At 68.7% G+C, this 21,446-nt stretch carries 21 protein-coding genes and 1 pseudogene; 15 read left to right on the top strand and 7 right to left on the bottom strand.

Features of this window, described 5'->3' with window-relative positions; all coding sequences use genetic code 11:
* The first annotated feature begins 2 nt into the window (after positions 1–2).
* From tatA to lnt, 5 genes and pseudogenes are all read left to right on the top strand, one after another.
* Positions 3–212 (top strand): twin-arginine translocase TatA/TatE family subunit, encoded by a 210-nt coding sequence (gene tatA, locus AC0L6Y_RS06405; protein WP_473558157.1) that lies wholly within the window; start codon positions 3–5, stop codon positions 210–212.
* A 45-nt stretch (positions 213–257) separates the two neighbouring features.
* A complete protein-coding gene (gene tatC, locus AC0L6Y_RS06410) occupies positions 258–1,013 on the top strand; it encodes a twin-arginine translocase subunit TatC (RefSeq protein ID WP_473558318.1) in 756 nt (251 codons plus the stop codon).
* 9 nt (positions 1,014–1,022) lie between these two features.
* The gene (locus AC0L6Y_RS06415) at positions 1,023–3,491 is read left to right on the top strand and encodes a DEAD/DEAH box helicase (RefSeq protein ID WP_473558164.1); all 2,469 of its coding nucleotides are present in this window, start codon (positions 1,023–1,025) and stop codon (positions 3,489–3,491) included.
* A pseudogene (locus AC0L6Y_RS06420) lies at positions 3,492–3,758 on the top strand (apolipoprotein N-acyltransferase); the annotation flags it as partial. It lies immediately after the preceding gene.
* A 115-nt stretch (positions 3,759–3,873) separates the two neighbouring features.
* Positions 3,874–5,100: an apolipoprotein N-acyltransferase gene (gene lnt, locus AC0L6Y_RS06425; protein ID WP_473558167.1), complete on the top strand. Its 1,227-nt coding sequence runs from the start codon at positions 3,874–3,876 to the stop codon at positions 5,098–5,100.
* Positions 5,101–5,167: 67 nt separating this feature from the next.
* On the opposite strand, the gene AC0L6Y_RS06430 is transcribed toward lnt, so the two are convergent.
* The 4 genes from AC0L6Y_RS06430 to AC0L6Y_RS06445 form a co-directional block, all read right to left on the bottom strand.
* Positions 5,168–5,542, bottom strand: a complete 375-nt coding sequence (locus AC0L6Y_RS06430; RefSeq protein ID WP_294179106.1) for an RNA polymerase-binding protein RbpA — start codon at positions 5,540–5,542, stop codon at positions 5,168–5,170.
* Between the two features lie 176 nt (positions 5,543–5,718).
* Positions 5,719–6,492 carry a glycerophosphodiester phosphodiesterase family protein gene (locus AC0L6Y_RS06435; RefSeq protein WP_473558172.1) on the bottom strand — a complete coding sequence of 258 codons (774 nt, stop codon included), beginning with the start codon at positions 6,490–6,492 and terminating at the stop codon, positions 5,719–5,721.
* A complete protein-coding gene (locus tag AC0L6Y_RS06440; RefSeq protein WP_473558176.1) occupies positions 6,493–7,404 on the bottom strand; it encodes an SPFH domain-containing protein in 912 nt (303 codons plus the stop codon).
* Between the two features lie 23 nt (positions 7,405–7,427).
* The gene (locus AC0L6Y_RS06445) at positions 7,428–7,934 is read right to left on the bottom strand and encodes an NfeD family protein (RefSeq protein ID WP_473558179.1); all 507 of its coding nucleotides are present in this window, start codon (positions 7,932–7,934) and stop codon (positions 7,428–7,430) included.
* A gap of 105 nt (positions 7,935–8,039) precedes the next feature.
* On the opposite strand from AC0L6Y_RS06445, the gene AC0L6Y_RS06450 reads away from it, so the two are divergent.
* A complete protein-coding gene (locus AC0L6Y_RS06450; RefSeq protein ID WP_473558183.1) occupies positions 8,040–8,819 on the top strand; it encodes an SDR family oxidoreductase in 780 nt (259 codons plus the stop codon).
* Position 8,820: 1 nt separating this feature from the next.
* Positions 8,821–9,282: an NUDIX domain-containing protein gene (locus AC0L6Y_RS06455; protein ID WP_473549694.1), complete on the top strand. Its 462-nt coding sequence runs from the start codon at positions 8,821–8,823 to the stop codon at positions 9,280–9,282.
* A gap of 370 nt (positions 9,283–9,652) precedes the next feature.
* Here AC0L6Y_RS06455 and AC0L6Y_RS06460 read toward each other — a convergent pair whose 3' ends face one another.
* Positions 9,653–10,600 (bottom strand): SDR family oxidoreductase, encoded by a 948-nt coding sequence (locus tag AC0L6Y_RS06460; protein WP_473549697.1) that lies wholly within the window; start codon positions 10,598–10,600, stop codon positions 9,653–9,655.
* Positions 10,601–10,740: 140 nt separating this feature from the next.
* Between AC0L6Y_RS06460 and AC0L6Y_RS06465 the strand changes: the two genes are divergently transcribed.
* From AC0L6Y_RS06465 to AC0L6Y_RS06480, 4 genes are all read left to right on the top strand, one after another.
* Positions 10,741–11,664, top strand: a complete 924-nt coding sequence (locus tag AC0L6Y_RS06465) for an AraC family transcriptional regulator (RefSeq protein ID WP_473549701.1) — start codon at positions 10,741–10,743, stop codon at positions 11,662–11,664.
* Positions 11,665–11,721: 57 nt separating this feature from the next.
* The gene (locus tag AC0L6Y_RS06470; RefSeq protein WP_473549704.1) at positions 11,722–13,173 is read left to right on the top strand and encodes an SDR family NAD(P)-dependent oxidoreductase; all 1,452 of its coding nucleotides are present in this window, start codon (positions 11,722–11,724) and stop codon (positions 13,171–13,173) included.
* Between the two features lie 38 nt (positions 13,174–13,211).
* Entirely contained in the window at positions 13,212–13,508 is a 297-nt protein-coding gene (locus tag AC0L6Y_RS06475; RefSeq protein WP_473549708.1) for a Dabb family protein, read from the top strand.
* Positions 13,509–13,573: 65 nt separating this feature from the next.
* Entirely contained in the window at positions 13,574–14,557 is a 984-nt protein-coding gene (locus AC0L6Y_RS06480; RefSeq protein WP_473549711.1) for a hypothetical protein, read from the top strand.
* 7 nt (positions 14,558–14,564) lie between these two features.
* Here the strand turns inward: AC0L6Y_RS06480 and argG are convergent, their stop codons facing one another.
* Both argG and trpD read right to left on the bottom strand, forming a co-directional pair.
* Positions 14,565–16,007: an argininosuccinate synthase gene (argG, locus tag AC0L6Y_RS06485; protein WP_473549714.1), complete on the bottom strand. Its 1,443-nt coding sequence runs from the start codon at positions 16,005–16,007 to the stop codon at positions 14,565–14,567.
* Positions 16,008–16,065: 58 nt separating this feature from the next.
* A complete protein-coding gene (gene trpD / locus AC0L6Y_RS06490; RefSeq protein ID WP_473549716.1) occupies positions 16,066–17,124 on the bottom strand; it encodes an anthranilate phosphoribosyltransferase in 1,059 nt (352 codons plus the stop codon).
* A gap of 138 nt (positions 17,125–17,262) precedes the next feature.
* Between trpD and ctaE the strand changes: the two genes are divergently transcribed.
* From ctaE to qcrB, 4 genes are read left to right on the top strand one after another with little or no spacing between them, the layout of a single operon-like run.
* On the top strand, positions 17,263–17,865 hold the full coding sequence (ctaE, locus tag AC0L6Y_RS06495) for an aa3-type cytochrome oxidase subunit III (protein ID WP_473558321.1): 603 nt from the start codon (positions 17,263–17,265) through the stop codon (positions 17,863–17,865).
* Between the two features lie 41 nt (positions 17,866–17,906).
* Entirely contained in the window at positions 17,907–18,716 is an 810-nt protein-coding gene (gene qcrC, locus AC0L6Y_RS06500) for a cytochrome bc1 complex diheme cytochrome c subunit (RefSeq protein ID WP_473549719.1), read from the top strand.
* A 41-nt stretch (positions 18,717–18,757) separates the two neighbouring features.
* Positions 18,758–19,819, top strand: a complete 1,062-nt coding sequence (gene qcrA / locus AC0L6Y_RS06505; RefSeq protein WP_473549723.1) for a cytochrome bc1 complex Rieske iron-sulfur subunit — start codon at positions 18,758–18,760, stop codon at positions 19,817–19,819.
* Between the two features lie 56 nt (positions 19,820–19,875).
* A complete protein-coding gene (gene qcrB, locus AC0L6Y_RS06510) occupies positions 19,876–21,441 on the top strand; it encodes a cytochrome bc1 complex cytochrome b subunit (protein WP_473558326.1) in 1,566 nt (521 codons plus the stop codon).
* Positions 21,442–21,446 lie beyond the last annotated feature (5 nt).

Below are 21,446 nucleotides of genomic sequence, written 5' to 3' on the forward strand. Positions count from 1 at the left end.
CCATGCTCGGCAACCTCTCCGGCTGGCACTTCCTCATTGTGCTCGTGGTCGTGCTGCTGCTGTTCGGCGCCACGAAGCTCCCCGCGCTGGCCCGCAGCGTCGGCCAGTCGATGAAGATCTTCCGCAACGAGATCAAGAGCGACGACACGCCCACTCCCGACGCCTCCTCGGCCGCGGACGACGGCGACCAGAAGTCGTCCGACTCGAAGTAGCCGGTGGCCGCTCGAACGCGGCGCGGTCGCACGGCCGAAGGCCGGATGTCGCTCGGCGAACATCTCATCGAGCTGCGCAAGCGGCTCATGCGCGCCGCCGGCGCGATCGTGCTGGGCGCGATCGGCGGCTGGTTCCTGTACGACCCGGTCTGGGCGGCGCTCTACGACCCGATCGTGCGCATCGCGGCGGCACGCGGCATCGACACCGCCGAGGTCAACCTCAACTACGGCACCATCACGGGCGGCTTCGAGCAGCACCTGCAGATCTCGATCGTCGTCGGGCTGGTGATCTCGAGCCCGGTGTGGCTGTACCAGATCTTCGCATTCCTGGTGCCGGGGCTGACGCGCAAGGAGAAGCGCTACACCTTCGGATTCTTCTTCTCGGCCGTGCCGCTGTTCTTCGCCGGATGCGCGACCGGCTGGTTCATCCTGCCCCACATCGTGGAGCTCATGGCGAGCTTCATTCCGGCCGAGTCGACCTCGCTCTTCGACGCCCGCACCTACCTCGACTTCGTCCTGAAGCTCGTCATCGCCTCGGGCATCGCGTTCGTGCTGCCCGTGTTCCTGGTGCTGCTGAACTTCGTCGGCGTGCTCTCCGGCCGCGCGATCCTCGCCGGCTGGCGCTGGGCGATCCTGGCCATCACGATCTTCACGGCGATCGTGACGCCCGCGGCCGACGTGATCTCGATGTTCCTGCTGGCGATCCCGATGATCGCGCTGTACTTCATCGCCGTCGGAATCGCCCTCCTCCACGACCGCCGCGTCGCGAAGCGCCAAGCGGCGTTCATCGGCGAGAGCTAGCGTGAACGCGTGAGCCTGACACCCGCCGAGCGCTACGTCCGGGCGAAGGCCCGCCAGGGCAGCCCCGAGGTTGAGCGCTTCCGCGCGCTCCAGCAGTTCGATCTGGACCCGTTCCAGCGCGATGCCTGCGCCTCCCTCGAGGCGGGAAACAGCGTGCTGGTTGCCGCGCCCACGGGTGCGGGCAAGACGATCGTGGCCGAGTTCGCCGTGCACCTCGCGCTGCGCGACCCGCGCGCCAAGGTGTTCTACACGACGCCGATGAAGGCGCTCAGCAACCAGAAGTACAGCGAGCTGGCGGCCGAGCACGGCGCCGCACAGGTCGGGCTGCTCACCGGCGACAGCAACATCAACTCAGGAGCCCGCGTGGTCGTGATGACGACCGAGGTGCTGCGCAACATGCTCTACGCCGACTCGGCGCTGCTCACCGATCTCGCCTTCGTCATCATGGACGAGGTGCACTACCTCGCCGACCGGTTCCGCGGAGCGGTCTGGGAGGAGGTCATCATCCACCTGCCGCCCGCCGTGCGGCTCGTCTCGCTCAGCGCGACCGTCTCGAACGCCGAGGAGTTCGGCGACTGGCTTCAGGCGGTGCGCGGTCACACCGAGGTGATCGTCTCGGAGGAGCGCCCCGTGCCGCTCGAGCAGCACGTGCTCGTGCGCGGCAAGCTGCACGACCTCTTCGACGGCACGACCGACTCGACGGCGCTGCGGGTGAACCCGGAGCTCGTGCGGCTCGCCGCGAGCGGCGGACGCGCACCGTATCCGCGCCAGCATCCGGGGCGCGACCGGTACCGACGCAGCTCCGGCGGCGGCTTCCGCGATCGCGGGGGAGACCGGGTGGGGCGTCCCGAGCTGATCAGCCTCCTCGAATCCCGCGAGCTGCTGCCCGCGATCTTCTTCATCTTCAGCCGCGTCGGCTGCGATGCGGCGGTCAAGCAGGTGGTCGGCTCCGGCATCCGGCTCACCGAGCGATGGGAGCGCGACGAGATCCGCGCGATCGTCGAAGAGCGCACGCGTCCGATCCCGGATCCGGATCTCGGCGTGCTCGGCTACTGGGAGTGGCTCGACGGGCTGCAGCGCGGCGTCGCCGCCCACCACGCCGGCATGCTCCCCGCCTTCAAGGAGATCGTCGAGGAGCTCTTCCAGCGCAAGCTCCTGAAGGCCGTGTTCGCCACCGAGACGCTCGCGCTCGGGGTCAACATGCCCGCCCGCACCGTGGTGCTCGAGAAGCTCGAGAAGTTCAACGGCGAGGCGCGCGTGCCGATCACGCCGGGGGAGTACACCCAGCTGACCGGCCGCGCCGGACGCCGAGGCATCGACACCCAGGGTCACGCGGTCATCCAGTGGACGGCGGGGCTCGACCCGCAGGCGGTCGCCTCGCTCGCCTCCCGGCGGACGTATCCGCTGAACTCCAGCTTCCGCCCGACCTACAACATGGCCGTCAACCTGATCGAGCAGTTCGGGCGCGAGCGCACGCGCGAGATCCTCGAGAGCTCCTTCGCGCAGTTCCAGGCCGACCGGGCGGTCGTCGATCTCGCCCGCCGCGTGCGCAAGCAGGAGGAGGCGCTGCGCGGCTACGCCGAGGCGATGACCTGCCACCTCGGCGACTTCCCCGAGTACTCGAAGCTGCGCCGCGAGCTGAGCGACCTGGAGCGCAAGAACGCGCGGAGCGAGGGACGCGGCGGCCAGCGGGGCGCCGAGGTGGGCGGCGAGAGCCGCAGCGTGCGCGATCGCCGTCAGCGGCAGATCGCCGACCTGCGACGGCGCATGAAGCAGCACGCCTGCCACAGCTGCAACGATCGCGAGGCGCACGCGCGCTGGGCCGAGCGCTGGTGGCGGCTGAAGCGCGAGAACGACCAGCTGAGCGCGCAGATCCGCGGGCGCACGGGGGCCGTCTCGGTCGTGTTCGACCGCATCAGCGATCTGCTGCTGGACCTCGGCTATCTGGAGCACCGCGACGGCGTCTGGGGCGCCACGGCGCCGGGGCGCGCGCTGCGCCGCATCTACGGGGAGCGCGACCTGCTCGTCGCCGAGTGCCTCCGCCGGGGCGCCTGGACCGGGCTCGACGCACCGGCCCTCGCCGCGCTCGCGAGCTCGCTCGTCTTCGAGCCGCGGCGCGAAGAGCGCGACATCCAGGACCGCGACCTGCCCCGCGGACCGTTCCGCGCCGCGAAGGACGCGACCGAGACGATCTGGGCCGAGCTGTCGATCATGGAGGAGGATCGACGGCTGCCGAGCACGGGCCCGCTCTCGCACGGCCTGTCCCTGGCGACCTACCGCTGGGCTCAGGGCGCCTCCCTCGACGCGGTGCTGCGTGACGCCGACCTCGCCGCCGGCGACTTCATCCGCTGGATGAAGCAGGCCGTCGACCTGCTCGACCAGCTCTCGCTCGTGGCCGACGGGGAGCTCGGCCGCACCGCGCGCCAGTCGATCGACGGAATCCGACGTGGCATCGTCGCGTACTCCGGAGTCGCCTGAATGAAACCCGACGCAGCACGCGCGCCGCTTCCCCTGGGAGTCGCGCTGGTGGTCGCCGCGGCCGCCGGGCCGATCCTGGACGCCGCGTTCCCCGACCGGAACTGGTGGCCGCTCGCGATCCCCGCCGTCGCCCTCGTGCTGCTGGCGGCCCAGGGCCGACGCCCCGGCCCCGCGCTGCTGGTCGGGCTCGTGTTCGGAGCCTGCTTCTACTTCCCGCACATCGAGTGGGCGACGCTGTTCCTGGGTCCGATCCCGTGGTCGGCGCTGTCGACGCTGATGGCGCTGTGGGTCATGCTCGGCACCGCGGCTATCAGCCTGGTCTACCGCTGGGCGCCGCGGGTCTGGTCGGGCCCGGCGGGACGGCCTGCTGGTTCCGGCGCTCGTGGCGGGGCTGTGGACTGCGCGCGAGGCGATCGCCAGCGTGTGGCCGTACGGCGGGTTCTCGTGGGGGAGGGTCGCGTTCTCGCAGTCGGAGAGCCCGTTCGCGGCCCTGTTCGGCTGGCTCGGCGTGTCCGGCGTGAGCTTCCTCCTCGTCTTCCTCGCGGCCGCCGGGCTCGCCTTCGCTCAGGAGGCATGGCGCGCCCGCGACGCCGCCGGAGCACGGGCGGCCGGCGGCGCGCCCGCGCGGCTCTCGGTGCTGCGCCTCGGAACCGCCTACCTCGCCCTGCTGCTCGTGGCAATGGTGTTCCCCGCCTTCCCCTCGGCGACCGACGGCAGCATCCGTGTCGCCGCCGTGCAGGGCAACGGCAAGACCAGCTACTTCGATCCTCCGGAGCGCACCGGCGACAACCTGCTGGCGCAGGTCGCCGCGACGGAGCCGATCTACGGCGAGGACGTCGACGTGGTGGTCTGGCCGGAGGGCGGCAGCGATCTCGACCCGCTGCGCAGCGCCTCGGCGGCGCGGATCTTCGACGAGGTGTCGCAGCGCGCCGGGGCTCCGCTCGTCTCCGGCATCATCACGGCACGACTGCCCGAGGGCGGAGACCCCGAGACCGACACGGAGTACTTCAACACCGCCGTCGTCTGGCGCGACGGGCAGGGCGCGGGCGACTACTACGACAAGAAGCACCCGGTGCCGTTCGGCGAGTACGTTCCGGATCGCGACTTCTGGCGCCAGTTCGCCCCCGACCTGATCGATCTGATCGGGCGCGAGTACACCCCGGGAACGACCGACACGGTGCTCGAATTGGATGAGGACCTGCTGGCGGGCGTCGCGATCTGCTTCGACATCGTGGACGACCAGATCATGACCGACACCGTGCGCGAGGGGGCGGATCTGGTCTTCGCCCCCACCAACAACGCCGACTTCGGGCGCACCGACGAGAGCGTGCAGCAGCTCGCGATCGCGCACATCCGCGCGATCGAGTTGGGCCGCTCGGTCGTCAACATCTCGACAGTCGGCACGAGCGCGATCATCGCCCCTGACGGCACGATCCTGGACGAGCTGACCTGGTACACCGCGGACGCGATGGTGGTCGACGTTCCGCTCGGGACCTCGACCACTCCGGCCGTGCTTCTGGGCCGTCAGATCGAGTGGGGCGTCTCAGCACTGGGTCTCGTCGGGCTTCTGCTCGCGGCGTTCGCGGGTCGGCGCGTCACGCGCCGCTGAGCGCGCGAAAGGGCCGCTGCCCGAAAAGGACAGCGGCCCTGCGAAGACCCGTCGTTCGGCGGGAGACCTATGCCGTCTTGCGACCGGTCTTCGAAGCTCCGCGGCGCGCGCGGAGGTATTCGAGGCGCTCCTGCAGGAGCTCCTCCAGCTCGGGGCGCGTCCGGCGCTCGAGCAGCATGTCCCAGTGAGTGCGCGGAGCCTTGGTCTCGGCTTCGTCGGACTGCACGAGCGTGCCGTCCTCCGCGACGAGCCGTCCCTCGAGACCGGTGCGCGGCGACTCCCACGTCTCCGGCACCTCGGCGTCGGACGAGAAGGTGACCTCGAAGGTCTTGCCGTCGTCAGTGCGGTAAATGCTCTTCTTTCGCGGCGAGAACTCGACACCGTCCTCCGTCTGGAGGCTCTGTGAACCAAGTCGCATGCCGCGCAAACTACGATCTGCCATCGTGTGGCCTCCTCTGCGCTCTCCCGATCGAAGCGGGCGCCGGCGGATTGCCGCACGCGCGCCGATCCGGCACTCATGTATAACGTCAGCGTGGCGAGGAACATGCCTCCGCGGGTGCGTTTACAGACCTTTCACAGGCGCCTCGTGACGGATTGCGAGATTCCCCCGAGCGTCGCTCAGGAAGGGCGTTCGCGCACGACGGCGAGAGCCGTGTCGGAGCGGTCCGAGACGAGTCCGTCGACGCCGATCTCGAGCAGCCGCGCCATCGTCGGGGCGTCGTTGATCGTCCACACGTGCACCTCGATGCCCGCGCGGTGGAAGCTCTCGACCGAGCGTGCCGTGATCGCCGGGAGCCCGGCCATCCGCAGCGGGAACTGCACGGCGTCGACGCCGCCCAGGATGCCTCGCAGCGGTGCGATCGCGCCGGCTCGGGCCGCGAGCACCGCGGGAATCGCACGGCTTGCCGAGAGCGAGGTCGCCACCCCGGGGAGTGCGTCCACGGCCGCCCGGCGACGGGACTCGCTGAAGGAGGACACCAGCACCCGGCGCGTCGCGCGGAGGTCTCGGATCGCCGCCGCCGCGGGAAGGGCGGCGCCCGCCGTCTTGATGTCGATGTTGAAGCAGGTGTCGGGGAAGGCATCCAGAGCATCGGCGAGCGTCACGAATCCCTGCCCCTCGCCGAGCGGCACCTGCGCCAGCTCCGCCGCCGTCAGCTGCGCGACGGTGGCATCGCGACCGGCGACGCGCGTCAGATCGGGGTCGTGGCTGACGATCGCGACGCCGTCGGCCGAGACGTGCACATCGGTCTCGATGTGGGTGACGCCGAGCGCCACCGCGCGCGCGAAGGCCAGCAGGGTGTTCTCCGGCGCGTCGACGGCCAGCCCGCGATGGGCGAGGACGCGCGGCGTCGGGGCGTCGAAGAAGACCGACGGCCCCGAACCGGCGGCCACCTACTTCGACGGCGGGGTCGCCCCGCCGAGGAACCCGTTGCCGATGCCCTTGATCGCCTCGGTGAGCTCGCTCGGAATGATCCAGAGCTTGTTCGAGTCGCCGTTGGCGAGCTTGGGGAGGATCTGCAGGTACTCGTAGGCGAGGAGCTTCTCGTCGGGGTTGCCCTTGTGGATCGCCTCGAACACGGTGCGGATCGCCTCCGCCTCGCCCTCGGCGCGCAGCACCGCGGCCTTGGCGTCACCTTCGGCCTGCAGGATCGCCGCCTGACGCGAGCCCTCCGCCTCGAGGATCGCCGACTGCTTCGTGCCCTCCGCCGTCAGGATCGCCGCGCGACGGTCGCGCTCGGCGCGCATCTGCTTCTCCATCGAGTCCTGGATAGAGTGCGGCGGGTCGATCGCCTTCAGCTCGACGCGGCCGACGCGGATGCCCCACTTGCCGGTCGCCTCGTCCAGCACGATGCGCAGCTGGCCGTTGATGTTGTCGCGGCTGGTGAGCGCCTCTTCGAGGTTGAGACCGCCGACGACGTTGCGGAGCGTCGTGGTCGTGAGCTGCTCGACAGCGCCGAGGTAGTTGGCGATCTCGTAGGTGGCCGCGCGTGCGTCGATCACCTGGAAGTACACGACCGTGTCGATCGAGACGACCAGGTTGTCCTCGGTGATCACCGGCTGCGGCGGGAACGAGACGACCTGCTCGCGCATGTCGACGAGCGGGCGCACCCGGTCGATGAACGGCACGAGGATGTTGAGGCCGGGGGAGAGGGTCTTGTGGTACTTCCCGAGCCGCTCCACGACGCCAGCGTAGGCCTGCGGAATGATCCGGATCGCGCGGAACAGCGTGGTGAGCACGAAGATGCCGAGCACCACCAGCAGGGCGATGATGAACAGCTGCCCGATGAAGTCGCCGATTTCCATGAGAGATCCTTTCGCGGGTGAACTCAGGCGCCGGGGGAGCCGGGCGCAGCGGCAGAGCTTTCAGGGGCGACCTCGACGGTGGCCCCGTCGACGCGGGTGACGACGATGCGGTCGCCTTCGTCCAGCGCGGCATCGCGAGCCTGACGAGCGAGCCGCGCCGTCCAGGTCTCACCGTTGTCGAGCTTGACGATGCCCGCGCCCTCGACGAAGCGCGTCATGACGCGGCCGCCCAGGTCGAACAGCGCGTCCACGTTGCTCTTCGTCGGGTCGGCGCTCTTCTTGAGCGCCTTCAGCAGCAGCGGACGGATCGTGAAGATCAGCAGCCCGGAGATGACCGCGGCGAGGCCGATCTGCAGCCACCACGGGCCGCCCAGAAGATTCGTGCCGAGCCCGCCGAGCAGACTGCCCGCGGCGATCATGAGGAACGTGAACTCGAGGGTGAGCAGTTCGACGACGATGAACAGGAAGACGAACACCAGCCAGACGATCCACAGATACTGCGTCAGATCGAGCCACATCGGCGCGTTCACCCTTCGTGCTCCGTCGGCGCTTTCCGACGTTAGCTCGACGCTATCACCCCCGGAGACAGCGAGCGGGGACGAGTTCGGGCCTTGGGATTGCTACAGTCGAGACTCGTGAACAGCGCCGCAGACTCGACCGTCCTCCCTCCCGCCTCTCTCGACGGCGTTCGCGCCCTCGTCACCGGATCCTCCCGAGGGATCGGCGCCGACACGGCTGGCTATCTCGCCGCCGCCGGCGCCAAGGTCGTCATCAACTTCCGCGCCAAGGCGCCTCGCGCCGACAAGGTCGTCGCGAGCATCGTCGACGCCGGGGGAGAGGCGCTCGCGATCGGCGCCGACCTCACCTCGCCGGAGTCCGTCGCCACCATGATGGGCACCATCAAGGAGGCCTGGGGCGGGCTCGACCTGCTCGTCCTGAACGCCTCCGGCGGCATGGAGAGCGGCATGGGCGAGGACTACGCGCTGCGCCTGAACCGCGACGCCCAGGTCAACGTGCTCGAGTCGGCGCTGCCGCTCATGAAGGCCGGCGGCCGCGTCGTGTTCGTCACGAGCCACCAGGCGCACTTCATCAATACGGTGTCGACGATGCCGGAGTACGAGCCGGTCGCCCGCAGCAAGCGCGCGGGCGAGGACGCCCTGCGCGAGCGACTGCCGATGCTCACCGAGAAGGGCATCGAGTTCGTCGTCGTCTCGGGCGACATGATCGAAGGCACCATCACCGCGACGCTGCTCGACCGGGCGCGCCCCGGCGCCATCGAGGCGCGTCGTGAGGAGGCTGGCAAGCTGTTCACCGTCTCCGAGTTCGCGGCCGAGGTCGCCCACGCGGCGATCGACCCGATTCCCGCCGACAACACGCGCTACGTCGGCGACGTGAGCGGCTTCCAGCAGGCCTGAGATGGCGCACCGGGCGCTCTCGCGCGTCCTGCTCGTCGACGAGCACGATCGCGTGCTCATGTTCCTGCAGTACGGCAAGACGCGGGACGTCCCGCCGCGCTGGATCACCCCCGGCGGGGGAGTGGACCCGGGGGAGACGCACGACGACGCCGCGAAGCGCGAGGTCTACGAAGAGACCGGGCTGCGCCTGGAGACGGTCGGTGCGCCGTTCCTCGACGAGGATTTCGACCCCGATCAGCGCTGGCATCCGTACCAGACCGGTCATTGGGCCTGGTATCTGGAGCGGGTCACCGAGTTCGAGCCGTCCCGCGAGGAGTGGACCGACGAGGAGCGCGTCGACATCGTCGAGTGGCGCTGGATCCCGCTGGCGGAGCTCGACGGCGGCGAGGTCGACGGCTTCGAGCTGGAGCCCGCCCATCTGGCGGATCTCGTGCGCACGGGGCTCGCGCGACTCGCTGGCTGACGGGGGCGTCTTCGTTATGTCAGCAATGACGGTGAAGCCTCGGTCGGTCACGACGCTGCGATCGCTCGCACCGTCAGCCTGACCCAGCGCCAGGGCGCTCCGAGCGCGCTCACGTGAGCCGACAACGGTGTCAACGGATGCCGCGAGTCAGCGCTGTCGCCCGAATCACGTCACGGCGCTGCGCGGACCGGACGCCACCCAGGCGAGAAACCGCGCCTGAATCCTGCGGATGGGCCCGTTCCGCCGGGTTTTCAGTATCCGATAATCTTCATTATGTCAGATCAGGGAAGTTCTCACCGGCCGCTCGCTCTCCCTTGCCGAGCCCGCGGCGCGCTTGAGCGATCGCGCGCCGCGGGTCGACAGCCTCGAGTCAGGCCAGGTTCCAGTGGAATCCCGTCGCCTGCTCGGAGCGCGTCCAGAGCTGCTGCATCACGGCCTTGTCGTAGGCGTACGGCTTCAGTGTTCCCTTGCCGACCGGCCCAACCCATTCGCGGCGTCCGGTCGGCCCGTACAGTGCGCGCTGCTCAAGGCCGTCCGCCGTGGCGCACATCACCTCCGGGTACGCGCCCTTCTCGGCCGACTGCACCAGCGGCGACAGCGTCATGAGGTAGAACGTGAACCGCATCGCGAGGTTCCCGCTCGTCTTGATGAGCGAGGTGGCGGACGATCCGGGGTGGCAGACGTACACCTCGACGTTCTTACCGGCGGCCTTCACCCTGTCCTGCAGCTCATACGCGAACATCATCTGGGCCAGCTTGCTCTGGCTGTAGGCGCTGTTCGCGTTGTAGTCGTTGTCCCAGTTCATGTCGTCGAACTTGATCGTCTTGAGCCCCATCATGTAGCCGAGGCTGGCGACGACGACGATTCGCCCGTGCGATTCGTCGATGCGGTCGAACAGCATCCCCGCCAGGACGAAGTGCCCGAAGTGGTTGGTGCCGAGTTGACTCTCGAAGCCGTCGACGGTGAGCTTCTGCGTCGGCACCTGCGCGATCGCCGCGTTGCAGATCAGCGCGTCGATCTGAGGCACGGTCGCCAGGATCTCCTCCCCCGCCGTGCGCACGCTCGCGAGGTCGGCAAGATCCATGCGCACCGAGCTCACGTCGGTGCCCGCGCCGAACTCCTGCTTCAACCGACTGACGGCATCCGCTGACTTCTCGGCACTTCGGTTGAGCATCACGACCTTCGCCCCTTTGGAGAGCAGGATGCGCGTGGCCTCGTAGCCGGCACCGGCGGTCGTGCCCGTGATCAGGTAGGTCTTGCCCTCCAGCGAGTCGAGGTGGTCGGGGGTCCAGCCGGGAAGGGCATCGATCGTGGTCATGTGATTCCTTTGCAGTGGGTCCAGGACAACGAGCGGATGGTTGCCCTGCGGGGTCGATGGCTATACGCTAAGCCTCAGCACGCGGCCAGATATAGCGATTTTGCCGCGAATAGTTGCCCGTTTCCCTCAGATTGATTCCAGTGATCACCCACGATGCATCCGATCTCCGGACGGAGATCCGAGACCTGGTGGCTCGCCATGCCCCTGGCGACGGCGTCCACCAGACCCCTCTCGACGGGGTCCGGCTCTTCCGCGTCTCGTCGCCGGTCGAACGAGTTCCCGGCGTCTACGACCCGAGCGTGTGCGTCGTCGTGTCCGGCTCGAAGCACGCCTACCACGACAGCCGCACCCACACCTACGACCCCGACCATTACCTCTGCGCGACGATGCCGACCCCCCTCGAAGCCGAGGTTCCGGTCGCGACGACCGACGATCCCGTCCTCGGCGTCCTGCTCGATCTGGAGAGCCGGACGATGGCGGAGCTGCTGATCGCGTTCCGGGCCGCGCGGCCTCGTTCACGTCGAGCGTCGGAGAAGCCGGCCGGACTGATCGTGGCCGACTGGGATCACCGCTTCGAGACGGCACTGCTGCGCGCGATCCAGATTCTCGACGAGCCGGCGGCTCTCGACATCCTCGGTCCGGGGCGTCTCCGCGAACTGCTCTACGCAGTGCTCGACGGCCCGGCCGGTGGCGCCGTTCTCGGCGCCCTGGGTGGCCCGTCGCACGAGCTCACGAGCGTGCTGACCTACATGCGCACCAACCTCGACCGACCGCTCGCCATCGAGGACCTCGCGGATCGGGCAGGCATGAGCCGGGCCGCGTTCGACCGCCATTTCAAGGCAACCACGAGCCTCTCCCCCCTCAAGTACCTCAAGTCGCTCCGACTCAACGACGCCGCCATGCTCATCACGAACGGCGCCGGCATCACCCACGCCGCCACGCGCGTCGGCTATACGAGCGCCTCCCAGTTCAGTCGCGAGTTCAAGAGCCACTTCGGCACGACCCCACGCGACTGGGCCAACTCCGGCCGTCCCGTTGACGTCCAGTCCTCGGGCGAACGCTGAACGGCGTCGCGCGCCCTCTCTGCGGTGAGAGAATGCTCTGTGCCCTCCGACGACCCCATGCCCCCCAGCGGGATCGACCCCGCCGAGCTCGAGGTCACGCTGCGCGTCCTGGGCCAGCTCTCGAAGGTCGACCGCGAGCACCCGGACTTCCAGACCGTGCGACGTGCCACGGCGAAGTTCTTCAAGGATGCGAAGCGCGAGCGCAAGCTCGAGACGCGAGCCCGCATCCAGGAGCACGACCGCGCCGTCGTGGCCGCGACCGCGACCGGCGCCCCCGACCGGATCGACGACGAGACGCGCGGCATCCCGATCTCGACGGCGACGACCGCGCCGACCGCCGGAGTCCTGAAGAAGGCGCGCGCGTGCTACATCTGCAAGCAGGACTACACGCTCGTCGACGCCTTCTACCACCAGCTCTGCCCGAGCTGCGCGGCCATGAGCCACGCCAAGCGCGACGCGCGCACCGACCTGACCGGCAAGCGCGCGCTGCTCACCGGCGGCCGCGCCAAGATCGGCATGTACATCGCGCTGCGTCTGCTGCGCGACGGTGCCCACACCACCATCACCACGCGCTTCCCGCGCGACGCGGTGCGCCGCTTCACGAGCCTCCCCGACTCGGCCGAGTGGATCGATCGACTCCGCGTCGTCGGCATCGACCTGCGCGACCCGTCACAGGTGATCGGCCTCGCCGAGTCGGTCGCCGCGCAGGGACCGCTCGACATCCTGATCAACAACGCCGCACAGACGGTGCGCCGCTCCCCCGGCGCCTACCAGCCGCTCGTGGATGCCGAACTCGCCCCGCTCCCGGACGGCCCGCTGCCCGAGTTGGAGACCTTCGGCCACACCAACGACCCGCACCCGCTCGCGCTCGCGCAGTCGGTGGCGGCGCATCCGATCCTCGCCGCGGCCGCTGCGAAGGCCGAGGAGCTCACCGAGGCGGCGCTCGCGGCCGGCTCCTCCTCGCTTGACCGGCTCGCGGCCGGCACCGCGATCGATGCCGGCGGCCTCGTGCCGGATCTCGCACACATCAACTCGTGGACGCAGAGCGTCGACAACGTGGAGCCGCTCGAGATGATCGAGGTGCAGCTCGCCAACGAGACGGCGCCGTTTATCCTCATCTCGAAGCTGCGCGCCTCGCTCGCGGCCTCCCCCGCGCGACGCACCTACGTCGTCAACGTGAGCGCCATGGAGGGCGTCTTCGGCCGCGGCTACAAGGGCCCCGGACACCCGCACACCAACATGGCCAAGGCCGCCGTCAACATGCTCACGCGCACAAGCGCGCGCGAGATGTTCGAGAGCGACCGGATCCTGATGACCAGCGTCGACACCGGCTGGATCACCGACGAACGGCCGCACCCGACCAAGGTGCGGCTCGCCGAGGAGGGCTTCCACGCCCCGCTCGATCTGGTCGACGGCGCCGCGCGCGTATACGACCCGATCGTGCGCGGCGAGGCCGGCGAGGATCTGTTCGGCGTCTTCTTGAAGGACTACTCCCCCGGTTCCTGGTGACCGCACTCCCCCGCAGCGTCGCGACAGAGAGAAGAACGATGATTCAGCACACCGTGGCCTTTCGCCTGACTCACCCCCGAGGAAGCGAAGCGGAGGCGGACTTCCTGGCCACCGGGCGCCGCATTCTCGCCTCGATCCCGGGCGTGGACGACTTCACCGTCTCGGAGCAGATCGGCAAGAAGTCCCCCCTGACCTGGCATTTCTCCATGCGCTTTGCCGATGAGGCCGCCTATGCGGCTTACAACGACCACCCGGATCACGTGCAGTTCGTCGAGTCCCGCTGGCTTCCCGAGGTCGCCGAGTTCCAGGAGTGGGATCTGGTCGAGGTCTCCTGACTCGTCATCCCAGATTCACGCGAATCGAGTAGTCCTCAGTCAATCCGGCGTGCTTGACTGGTCGCGTGACTCACGCTGATCCGCCGCCCCCCTCGCGGAATCCGACGCCCGCGGCCGCGACGCCTCCTCCGCCCACGCTCACGGGCGTCTCCGCGGAGCTGGGCACCGTCGGCTCCGCTCCGCCGCGACGACCGCGCCGCGCCCGCGGCTGGATCATTGCGCTCGCAGTCCTCCTGGTGGCGGCGCTCAGCGGCCTCGCCTATCTCGCGGTCCAGTTCTTCGACGCCCAGGACCAGATCGCCGAGCAGCAGGATGAGATCGGCGAGCTCAACGACCTCCTCGACAACAAGGAGGTGTTCGGCGCCGCCATGGACGAGCTCATGGACACCGCGCTCGCGCTCGACGGCGCCCAGATGGCCGAACTGGTCCCCTTCGACGACTATGAGCGGGTTGCCGCGACCGCGTGGGCGAACCGCCGATCGCCCGGGATGGTCGCTCAGCACACCGAGCAGATCCGCGGCTACACGGCCGAGCTGAGCGAGATCCTGAGCGCGGCGGAAGCCGAAGCGGCAAAGAACTCCACCGGAACGACGGCGGAGCGCGTGCTCGACGAGGTGAGCGACGGGTTCGCCCGGCTCGCCTACGACAACGCCGACAAGCTGTGCGATCAGGATGTCCTCGGCTGCGTCATCAGCGACGATCCCTACGTGATCCACCTGGATCGGGCCGACCTGGAACACGCCTCGGTGGATGACTGGGGCCGCGAGCTGGTCACGCTCCACGAGTACGCTCACGTGCTGCAGTTCACCAACCCCGAGGCCACCGACACCGCCCTGGAGAGCTTCGGCGGCGACTGGGAGTTCATGGCGGACTGCTACGCGCTCGACGCCATGGGCAGCTGGACCCTCGACCGCCGCGTCTGGACGAGCGCGTACCAGTACTGGGACGTCAGCTACGGCTACGGCCGGGTGTGCGACGCGAGCCAGCGCAAGGTCATCAACCAGTGGATCGACGAGCTGGGCGTGGAGTACCGCACCGTCTCGCAGTAGTCGCCGACTAGTCCGTTCCGGAGTCGAAGGCAGCGCCCTCGTTCGCGGCGTCTGTCGCGCGCTCGAGTTCGTCCTCCGCCTTGGAGTGCTCCTCCGCGGGGTCGAGGATGTCGGCCGCATTGCCCGATTCGAGCCGCCCGACGAGGTCGCCGGTCGGTCCGCCGATGAGTCCCGCGGCCGCGTACTGCTCGAGGCGCGCACGCGAGTCGGCGATGTCGAGGTTGCGCATGGTGAGCTGGCCGATGCGGTCGTCGGGACCGAAGGCGGCATCCCCCACCCGCTCCATCGACAGCTTGCCGGGGTGGTAGCTGAGCGCCGGCCCGGTCGTGTCGAGGATCGTGTAGTCGTCGCCGCGGCGCAGGCGCAGCGTGACCTCGCCGGTGACCGCCGAGCCCACCCAGCGCTGCAGCGACTCGCGCAGCATGAGCGACTGCGGGTCGAGCCAGCGGCCCTCGTACATCAGACGCCCGAGTCGCCGACCCTCGTTGTGGTAGTTGGCGACGGTGTCCTCGTTGTGGATCGCGTTGAGCAGCCGCTCGTAGGTGATGTGCAGCAGCGCCATGCCCGGCGCCTCGTAGATGCCGCGGCTCTTCGCCTCGATGATCCGGTTCTCGATCTGGTCCGAGACGCCGAGTCCGTGGCGTCCGCCGATCGCGTTCGCCTCCAGGACCAGCGCGACGGGGTCGGTGAACTCGACGCCGTTGATGGCGACCGGGCGTCCGGCCTCGAACCGCACCGAGACCTCCTCGGTCGCGATCTCGACGTCCTCACGCCAGGACGCGACACCCATGATCGGCTCGACGATGTCGAGGCCCGAGCTGAGCTCCTCGAGGTTCTTCGCCTCGTGGGTGGCGCCCCAGATGTTGGCGTCGGTCGAGTAGGCCTTCTCGGTGGCGTCGCGATACGGGAAGCCGCGGGCGACGAGCCACTCGCTCATCTCGGTGCGTCCGCCGAGTTCGCTCACGAACTCGCTGTCGAGCCACGGCTTGTAGATGCGCAGCTTCGGGTTGGCGAGCAGACCGTAGCGGTAGAACCGCTCGATGTCGTTGCCCTTGTAGGTGGAGCCGTCGCCCCAGATGTCGACGCCGTCCTCCTTCATGGCGCGCACGAGCATGGTGCCGGTCACGGCGCGACCGAGCGGAGTCGTGTTGAAGTACGTCTTGCCGCCGGAGCGGATGTGGAAGGCGCCGCACTGCAGCGCGACGAGGCCCTCCTCGACGAGCGAGGTCTTGGCGTCGACGAGGCGCGCGAGCTCGGCGCCGTACTCCCCTGCGCGGCTCGGCACCGCGTCGATGTCGGGCTCGTCGTACTGGCCGATGTCGGCGGTGTACGTGCAGGGAATGGCACCCTTCTCACGCATCCACGCCACGGCGCACGACGTGTCGAGCCCTCCCGAAAACGCGATGCCAACTCGCTCACCGATGGGGAGACTGCTCAGAACCTTCGACATGCCTCCAGCCTAGATTGCGCCAGAGGTCGCGCGTGCACACCGAGCCCGCTCGCGGGCGTCAGCGCCCGTCGCGGGTCGCCGCCGCCCAGTCGTCGAGCTTCGCGGTCGCCGCCCCCGAGTCGATGGTCGCCGCGGCGACCGCGATCTTCTCGGCGAAGCGCTCGCGGATGTCGCGCTGGACCTGCGCGGGATCCCGCGCGAGCTCCCACGACACCAGTCCCGCGGCCGCGTTCAGCAGGACGATGTCGCGCACCGGTCCCGACTCCCCCGCCAGCACGGCGCGCGCGATGGCGGCGTTGTGAGCCGCATCCCCGCCCTTCAGGTCGTCGATGCTGGCGCGCGCGATGCCGAGGTCGGCGGGATCGAGATCGTGCTCGTGGACCTCCCCGCGCGTCACCTCCCAGAGGTGGCTGTGGCCGGTCGTCGTCAGCTCGTCGAGGCCGTCATCGCCGCGGAACACGAGCGCGGTCGCGCCGCGCGTGCGGAACACCCCGACGAACAGCGGCACCTTCGCCAGGTCGGCGACGCCGACCGCGGAGGCCTCGGGGCGCGCAGGGTTGCACAGCGGCCCGAGGAAGTTGAACACCGTCGGGATGCCGAGCTCGGCGCGGGTCGGCCCCGCGTGGCGGAATCCCGGGTGGAACATCGCCGCGAAGGCGAAGCCGATGCCCTGCTCACGGAAGATCTCCGCGACCCGCGCCGCGTCGATCGTGAGGTCGACGCCGAGGGCTGCCAGCACGTCGGAGGAGCCGGAGGCCGAGCTCGCTGCCTTGTTCCCGTGCTTCAAGACCTTCGCGCCGGACGCCGCGGCGACGATCGATGACATCGTCGAGACGTTGACCGTGCCGAAGCGGTCGCCGCCCGTTCCGACGATGTCCAGAGCGAGAGGCTCGATGTCGATGGGGGCGGCGTTGGCCAGGATCGCGTCACGGAAGCCGACGATCTCGTCGACCGTCTCCCCCTTGGCACGCAGCGCGACCAGGAATCCGGCGAGCTGGGCGGGGGTGGAGCGCCCCGCCATCACCTCCTCCATCGCCCAGGTGGCGTCGGCGATCGAGAGGTCTTCGTGGGCGAGAAGCCGGGTGATCAGGGTCGGCCAGGACGATTCGGTGGGCATGGCCAGCATCGTACCGGCGCAAACAAAGGAAAATTTCAGCGAAGTTGCCCCCGACAGGCCCCTGGATGGGAAAACGCCGGGAACGATATCGGCCATAATGGATGGGTGACTAGTACGTCTGTTTCCAGCCCGCCCGCCATGACGGCGATCAACCGGCCGAACACCGCTCAGGTCGGCACGATCGTGTGGCTGGGCAGCGAGGTCATGTTCTTCGCTGGCCTGTTCGCCGTCTACTTCACGCTGCGCTCGGTGTCGCCCGAGCTGTGGGCGGAGCAGTCGGACAAGCTCAACATCACGTTCTCGCTGATCAACACGATCATCCTCGTGTCGTCGTCGTTCACCTGCCAGGCCGGCGTCTTCGCCGCCGAGCGCCTGCAGGCCCGCCGCACCGGCGGCCCCTGGCAGTTCTGGAAGTGGGGCACGGTGGAGTGGTTCTACGCCACGTTCGTGCTCGGCGCGATCTTCATCGTCGGCCAGGTCTACGAGTACGCCCAGCTCGTCACCGAGCACATCGGATTCCAGACCGACGCGTACAGCTCGGTCTTCTACTTCGCGACCGGATTCCACGGTCTGCACGTGACCGGCGGCCTCATCGCCTTCCTTCTCGTGATCGGCCGCATCTTCGCGGTCAAGCACTTCACGCACAAGGAAGCCGTGAGCGCGATCGTCGTGTCGTACTACTGGCACTTCGTTGACGTGGTGTGGATCGGCCTGTTCCTCGTCATCTACGTCCTCCGCTAAACCGCCGACTCGACCTGCCCAGAACGGAACGCACCGCAATCATGGCGAACTCCGCATCCGCCCCGCTCCGCCGCACCCGCGCCACGGGTCGTCGCTCCCCGCTCGCCTCCGTGGCGCTGCTCGTGATCGGCCTCGTTGCGACCGGTGGCGCCTACGCGGCCTTCACCTCCAGCGCGACCGCGCAGTCCACCGCGTCGGTGGAGGCTCTCGTCGACGAGGGCGAGAAGCTCTTCATCGCCAACTGCGCCAGCTGCCACGGCCTGAGCGCCGAGGGAACCGACAACGCGCCGACCCTGATCGGCGTCGGCGCCGCCTCCGTCGACTTCCAGGTCGGCACCGGCCGCATGCCGATGGCCGCGAGCGGCCCGCAGGCCGAGGTCAAGCCCGTGCAGTTCACCGAGGAGCAGATCGCCGCGCTGTCCGCGTACGCCGCGAGCCTGGCCCCCGGACCGGCGATCCCGGCCGCCGAGTACCTCACCGGTGAGGGCGACGTCGCGAACGGCGCCGAGCTCTTCCGCATCAACTGCGCCATGTGCCACAACGTGGCCGGCGCCGGTGGCGCGCTCACCGAGGGCAAGTACGCCCCGAGCCTGCAGGACATCGACCCCGTCCACGTCTACGAGGCGATGGTGACCGGTCCGCAGAACATGCCCGTGTTCAGCGACCTCAACATCACGCCTGAGGACAAGGCCGACATCATCTCGTACCTCGCCTACCTCGACGACAACCCGTCGGCCGGTGGGCTCAACCTCGGCAGCCTGGGCCCGGTGTCCGAGGGGCTGTTTGTCTGGATCTTCGTGCTGGGTTCCATCGTCGCGATCACCGTGTGGCTGACCGCACGCTCCAACTAGCGACCAACCGCACACGAACTCGCACTACGAAAGGGAAACGCATGGCAGAGCAGGACAGCGCCGATACCGGCACCGCTGTCGAGAAGCACGAGGCGCCCACGGCGGCCTCCGGGACTGCCGTCGTCAGCTCGGATCGCGTGGAGAACCCCGGCTTCGAGCCGCACCGCCCGCGTGTCTCCGACCTCTCGCCCGAGAAGGAGAAGCAGAACGAGCGCCGCGTCGCCGGCCTGTTCTTCGCCTCGATGATCGGCGCGGTCGGATCGATCGTCGCCTACATCGCCATCCCGTTCGAGGCCGGCGACCCCGCCTCGGTGCAGCTCAGCAACATGCTGATCGGCCTCGGCATCGCGCTGTCGATGCTCGGCATCGGCTTCGGTGCGATCCACTGGGCGAAGTCGCTCATGACCAACGAGCACGCGGTCGAGCAGCGTCACCCGGTGCGCGGCACCGATGACACGCGCGCCCGCGCGGTCGAGATCTTCCAGCTCGGCAACAAGGAGTCCGGCTTCACGCGCCGCAAGCTCATCCGCAACTCCCTCATCGGCGCGCTGGCGATCTTCCCGCTGCCCGCCGTGGTGCTGTTCCGCGGCCTGGCCCCGGACGAGGACCCGGTCGAGCTGTTCAAGCACACCATGTGGGACGAGGGCGTGCGCCTGACGCGCGACCCCGACGGCACGCCGATCAAGGCCTCCGATGTGACCATCGGCTCCGCCTTCCACGTGATCCCCGAGGGCCTCAACGAGTCCTCGCACAAGCTCGAGGAGAAGGCCAAGGCGGCCGTGCTCCTCATGCGCCTCAAGCCTGAGGACCTCACGGTCTCCACGGGTCGCGAGGACTGGAACTACCAGGGCATCGTCGCGTACTCGAAGATCTGCACCCACGTCGGCTGCCCGGTCGCGCTCTACGAGCAGCAGACCCACCACCTGCTGTGCCCGTGCCACCAGTCGCAGTTCGACATCAAGCGCGAAGCCGAGGTCATCTTCGGCCCGGCCAAGCGTGCGCTTCCGCAACTGCCCATCACCGTTGACGCCGAGGGCTACCTGGTCGCGCGCAGCGACTTCACCGAGCCCGTTGGCCCGAGCTTCTGGGAGCGCTCGCTGTGACCGTCCAGACCGAATCCCCCGCGACCACGAGCGAGGCGCAGACACCCGGCACCGGGATGCGCTTCACCAACTGGGCTGCGAACTACATCGACGAGCGCACCAGCATCTCGGGCGCCGTCAAGGAGTTCGGCCGCAAGGTCTTCCCCGACCACTGGTCGTTCGAGCTCGGCCAGGTCGCGCTCTACAGCTTCGTCACGATCCTGATCTCGGGAACCTTCCTGACGTTCTTCTTCCAGGCGTCCATGGCCGAGGTCCACTACGACGGCTCGTACGTTCCACTCAAGGGCCTCGAGATGTCGGCCGCCATGGCGTCGACGCTCGACATCAGCTTCGACATCCGCGGTGGCCTTCTGATGCGTCAGATCCACCACTGGGCTGCGCTGCTGTTCGTCGCCGCGATCGGCCTGCACATGCTCCGCGTGTTCTTCACCGGCGCGTTCCGCAAGCCGCGTGAGATCAACTGGGTGATCGGCTTCGTGCTCTTCATCCTCGCGATGGGCGAGGGCTTCACCGGCTACTCGCTCCCCGACGACCTGCTCTCGGGCAACGGCCTCCGCATCATCGACGGCCTGCTCAAGGGAATCCCGATCGTCGGAACCTGGATCTCGTACCTGCTGTTCGGCGGCGAGTTCCCCGGCTTCGACATCGTCGGTCGCCTCTACGTGCTGCACATCCTGATCCTGCCGGCGATCCTGGTTGCCGCCCTCGGCGTGCACCTGATCCTCGTCGTGGTCAACAAGCACACGCAGTTCGCTCGCCCCGGCAGCACCAACGACAACGTCGTCGGTGAGCCGATCATGCCCGTGTACGCGGCCAAGGGCGCCGGGTTCTTCTTCATCATCTTCGGCGTGATCGCCCTCACGGCCTCGCTCGTGACGATCAACCCGATCTGGAACTACGGTCCCTACGACCCCTCCCCCGTCTCGGCGGGAACGCAGCCCGACTGGTACATCGGCTTCGCCGATGGCGCTCTGCGACTCGTGCCGCCGGGGTGGGAGTTCGTGATCTTCGGCTTCACGCTGTCGCTCAACATCCTCGCGCCGGTGCTGGTGCTGACCCTCTTCATCGTCGTGGTCATGCTCTACCCGTTCTTCGAGGCCTGGGTGACCGGCGACAAGCGCGAGCACCACATCACGCAGCGTCCGCGCAACGCGCCGACCCGCACCGCGATCGGCGCCGCCGGCGTCACCTTCTACGCCGTCATGTGGGCCGCCGCGAGCTCCGACCTCATCGCCACGCACTTCAAGATGTCGATCGAGTCGGTCACCTACGCCCTGCAGGCTCTGCTGTTCCTCGGCCCGATCGTCGCGTACATCGTGACGAAGCGGATCTGCCTCGGACTGCAGAAGAAGGATCGCGAGATCGCGCTGCACGGCTTCGAGTCGGGACGAATCGTCCGCCTGCCGGGCGGCGAGTACGTCGAGGTGCACGAGCAGCTCTCCGATTACGAGCGCTGGAAGCTCGTCAGCTACGACGACTACCAGCCGCTCATGCTCCGCCCGAACAAGCGCGGCAAGATCACGGTCAGCGAGCGTGCTCGCGCCGCCGTGTCGCGCTGGTTCTTCGAAGACCGCATCGCGCCGGTCTCGAAGAGCGAGATCGAGGCCTCGAAGCACCACTGATCCGC

The organism is Pseudolysinimonas sp. 10J20-29 (assembly GCF_055809595.1).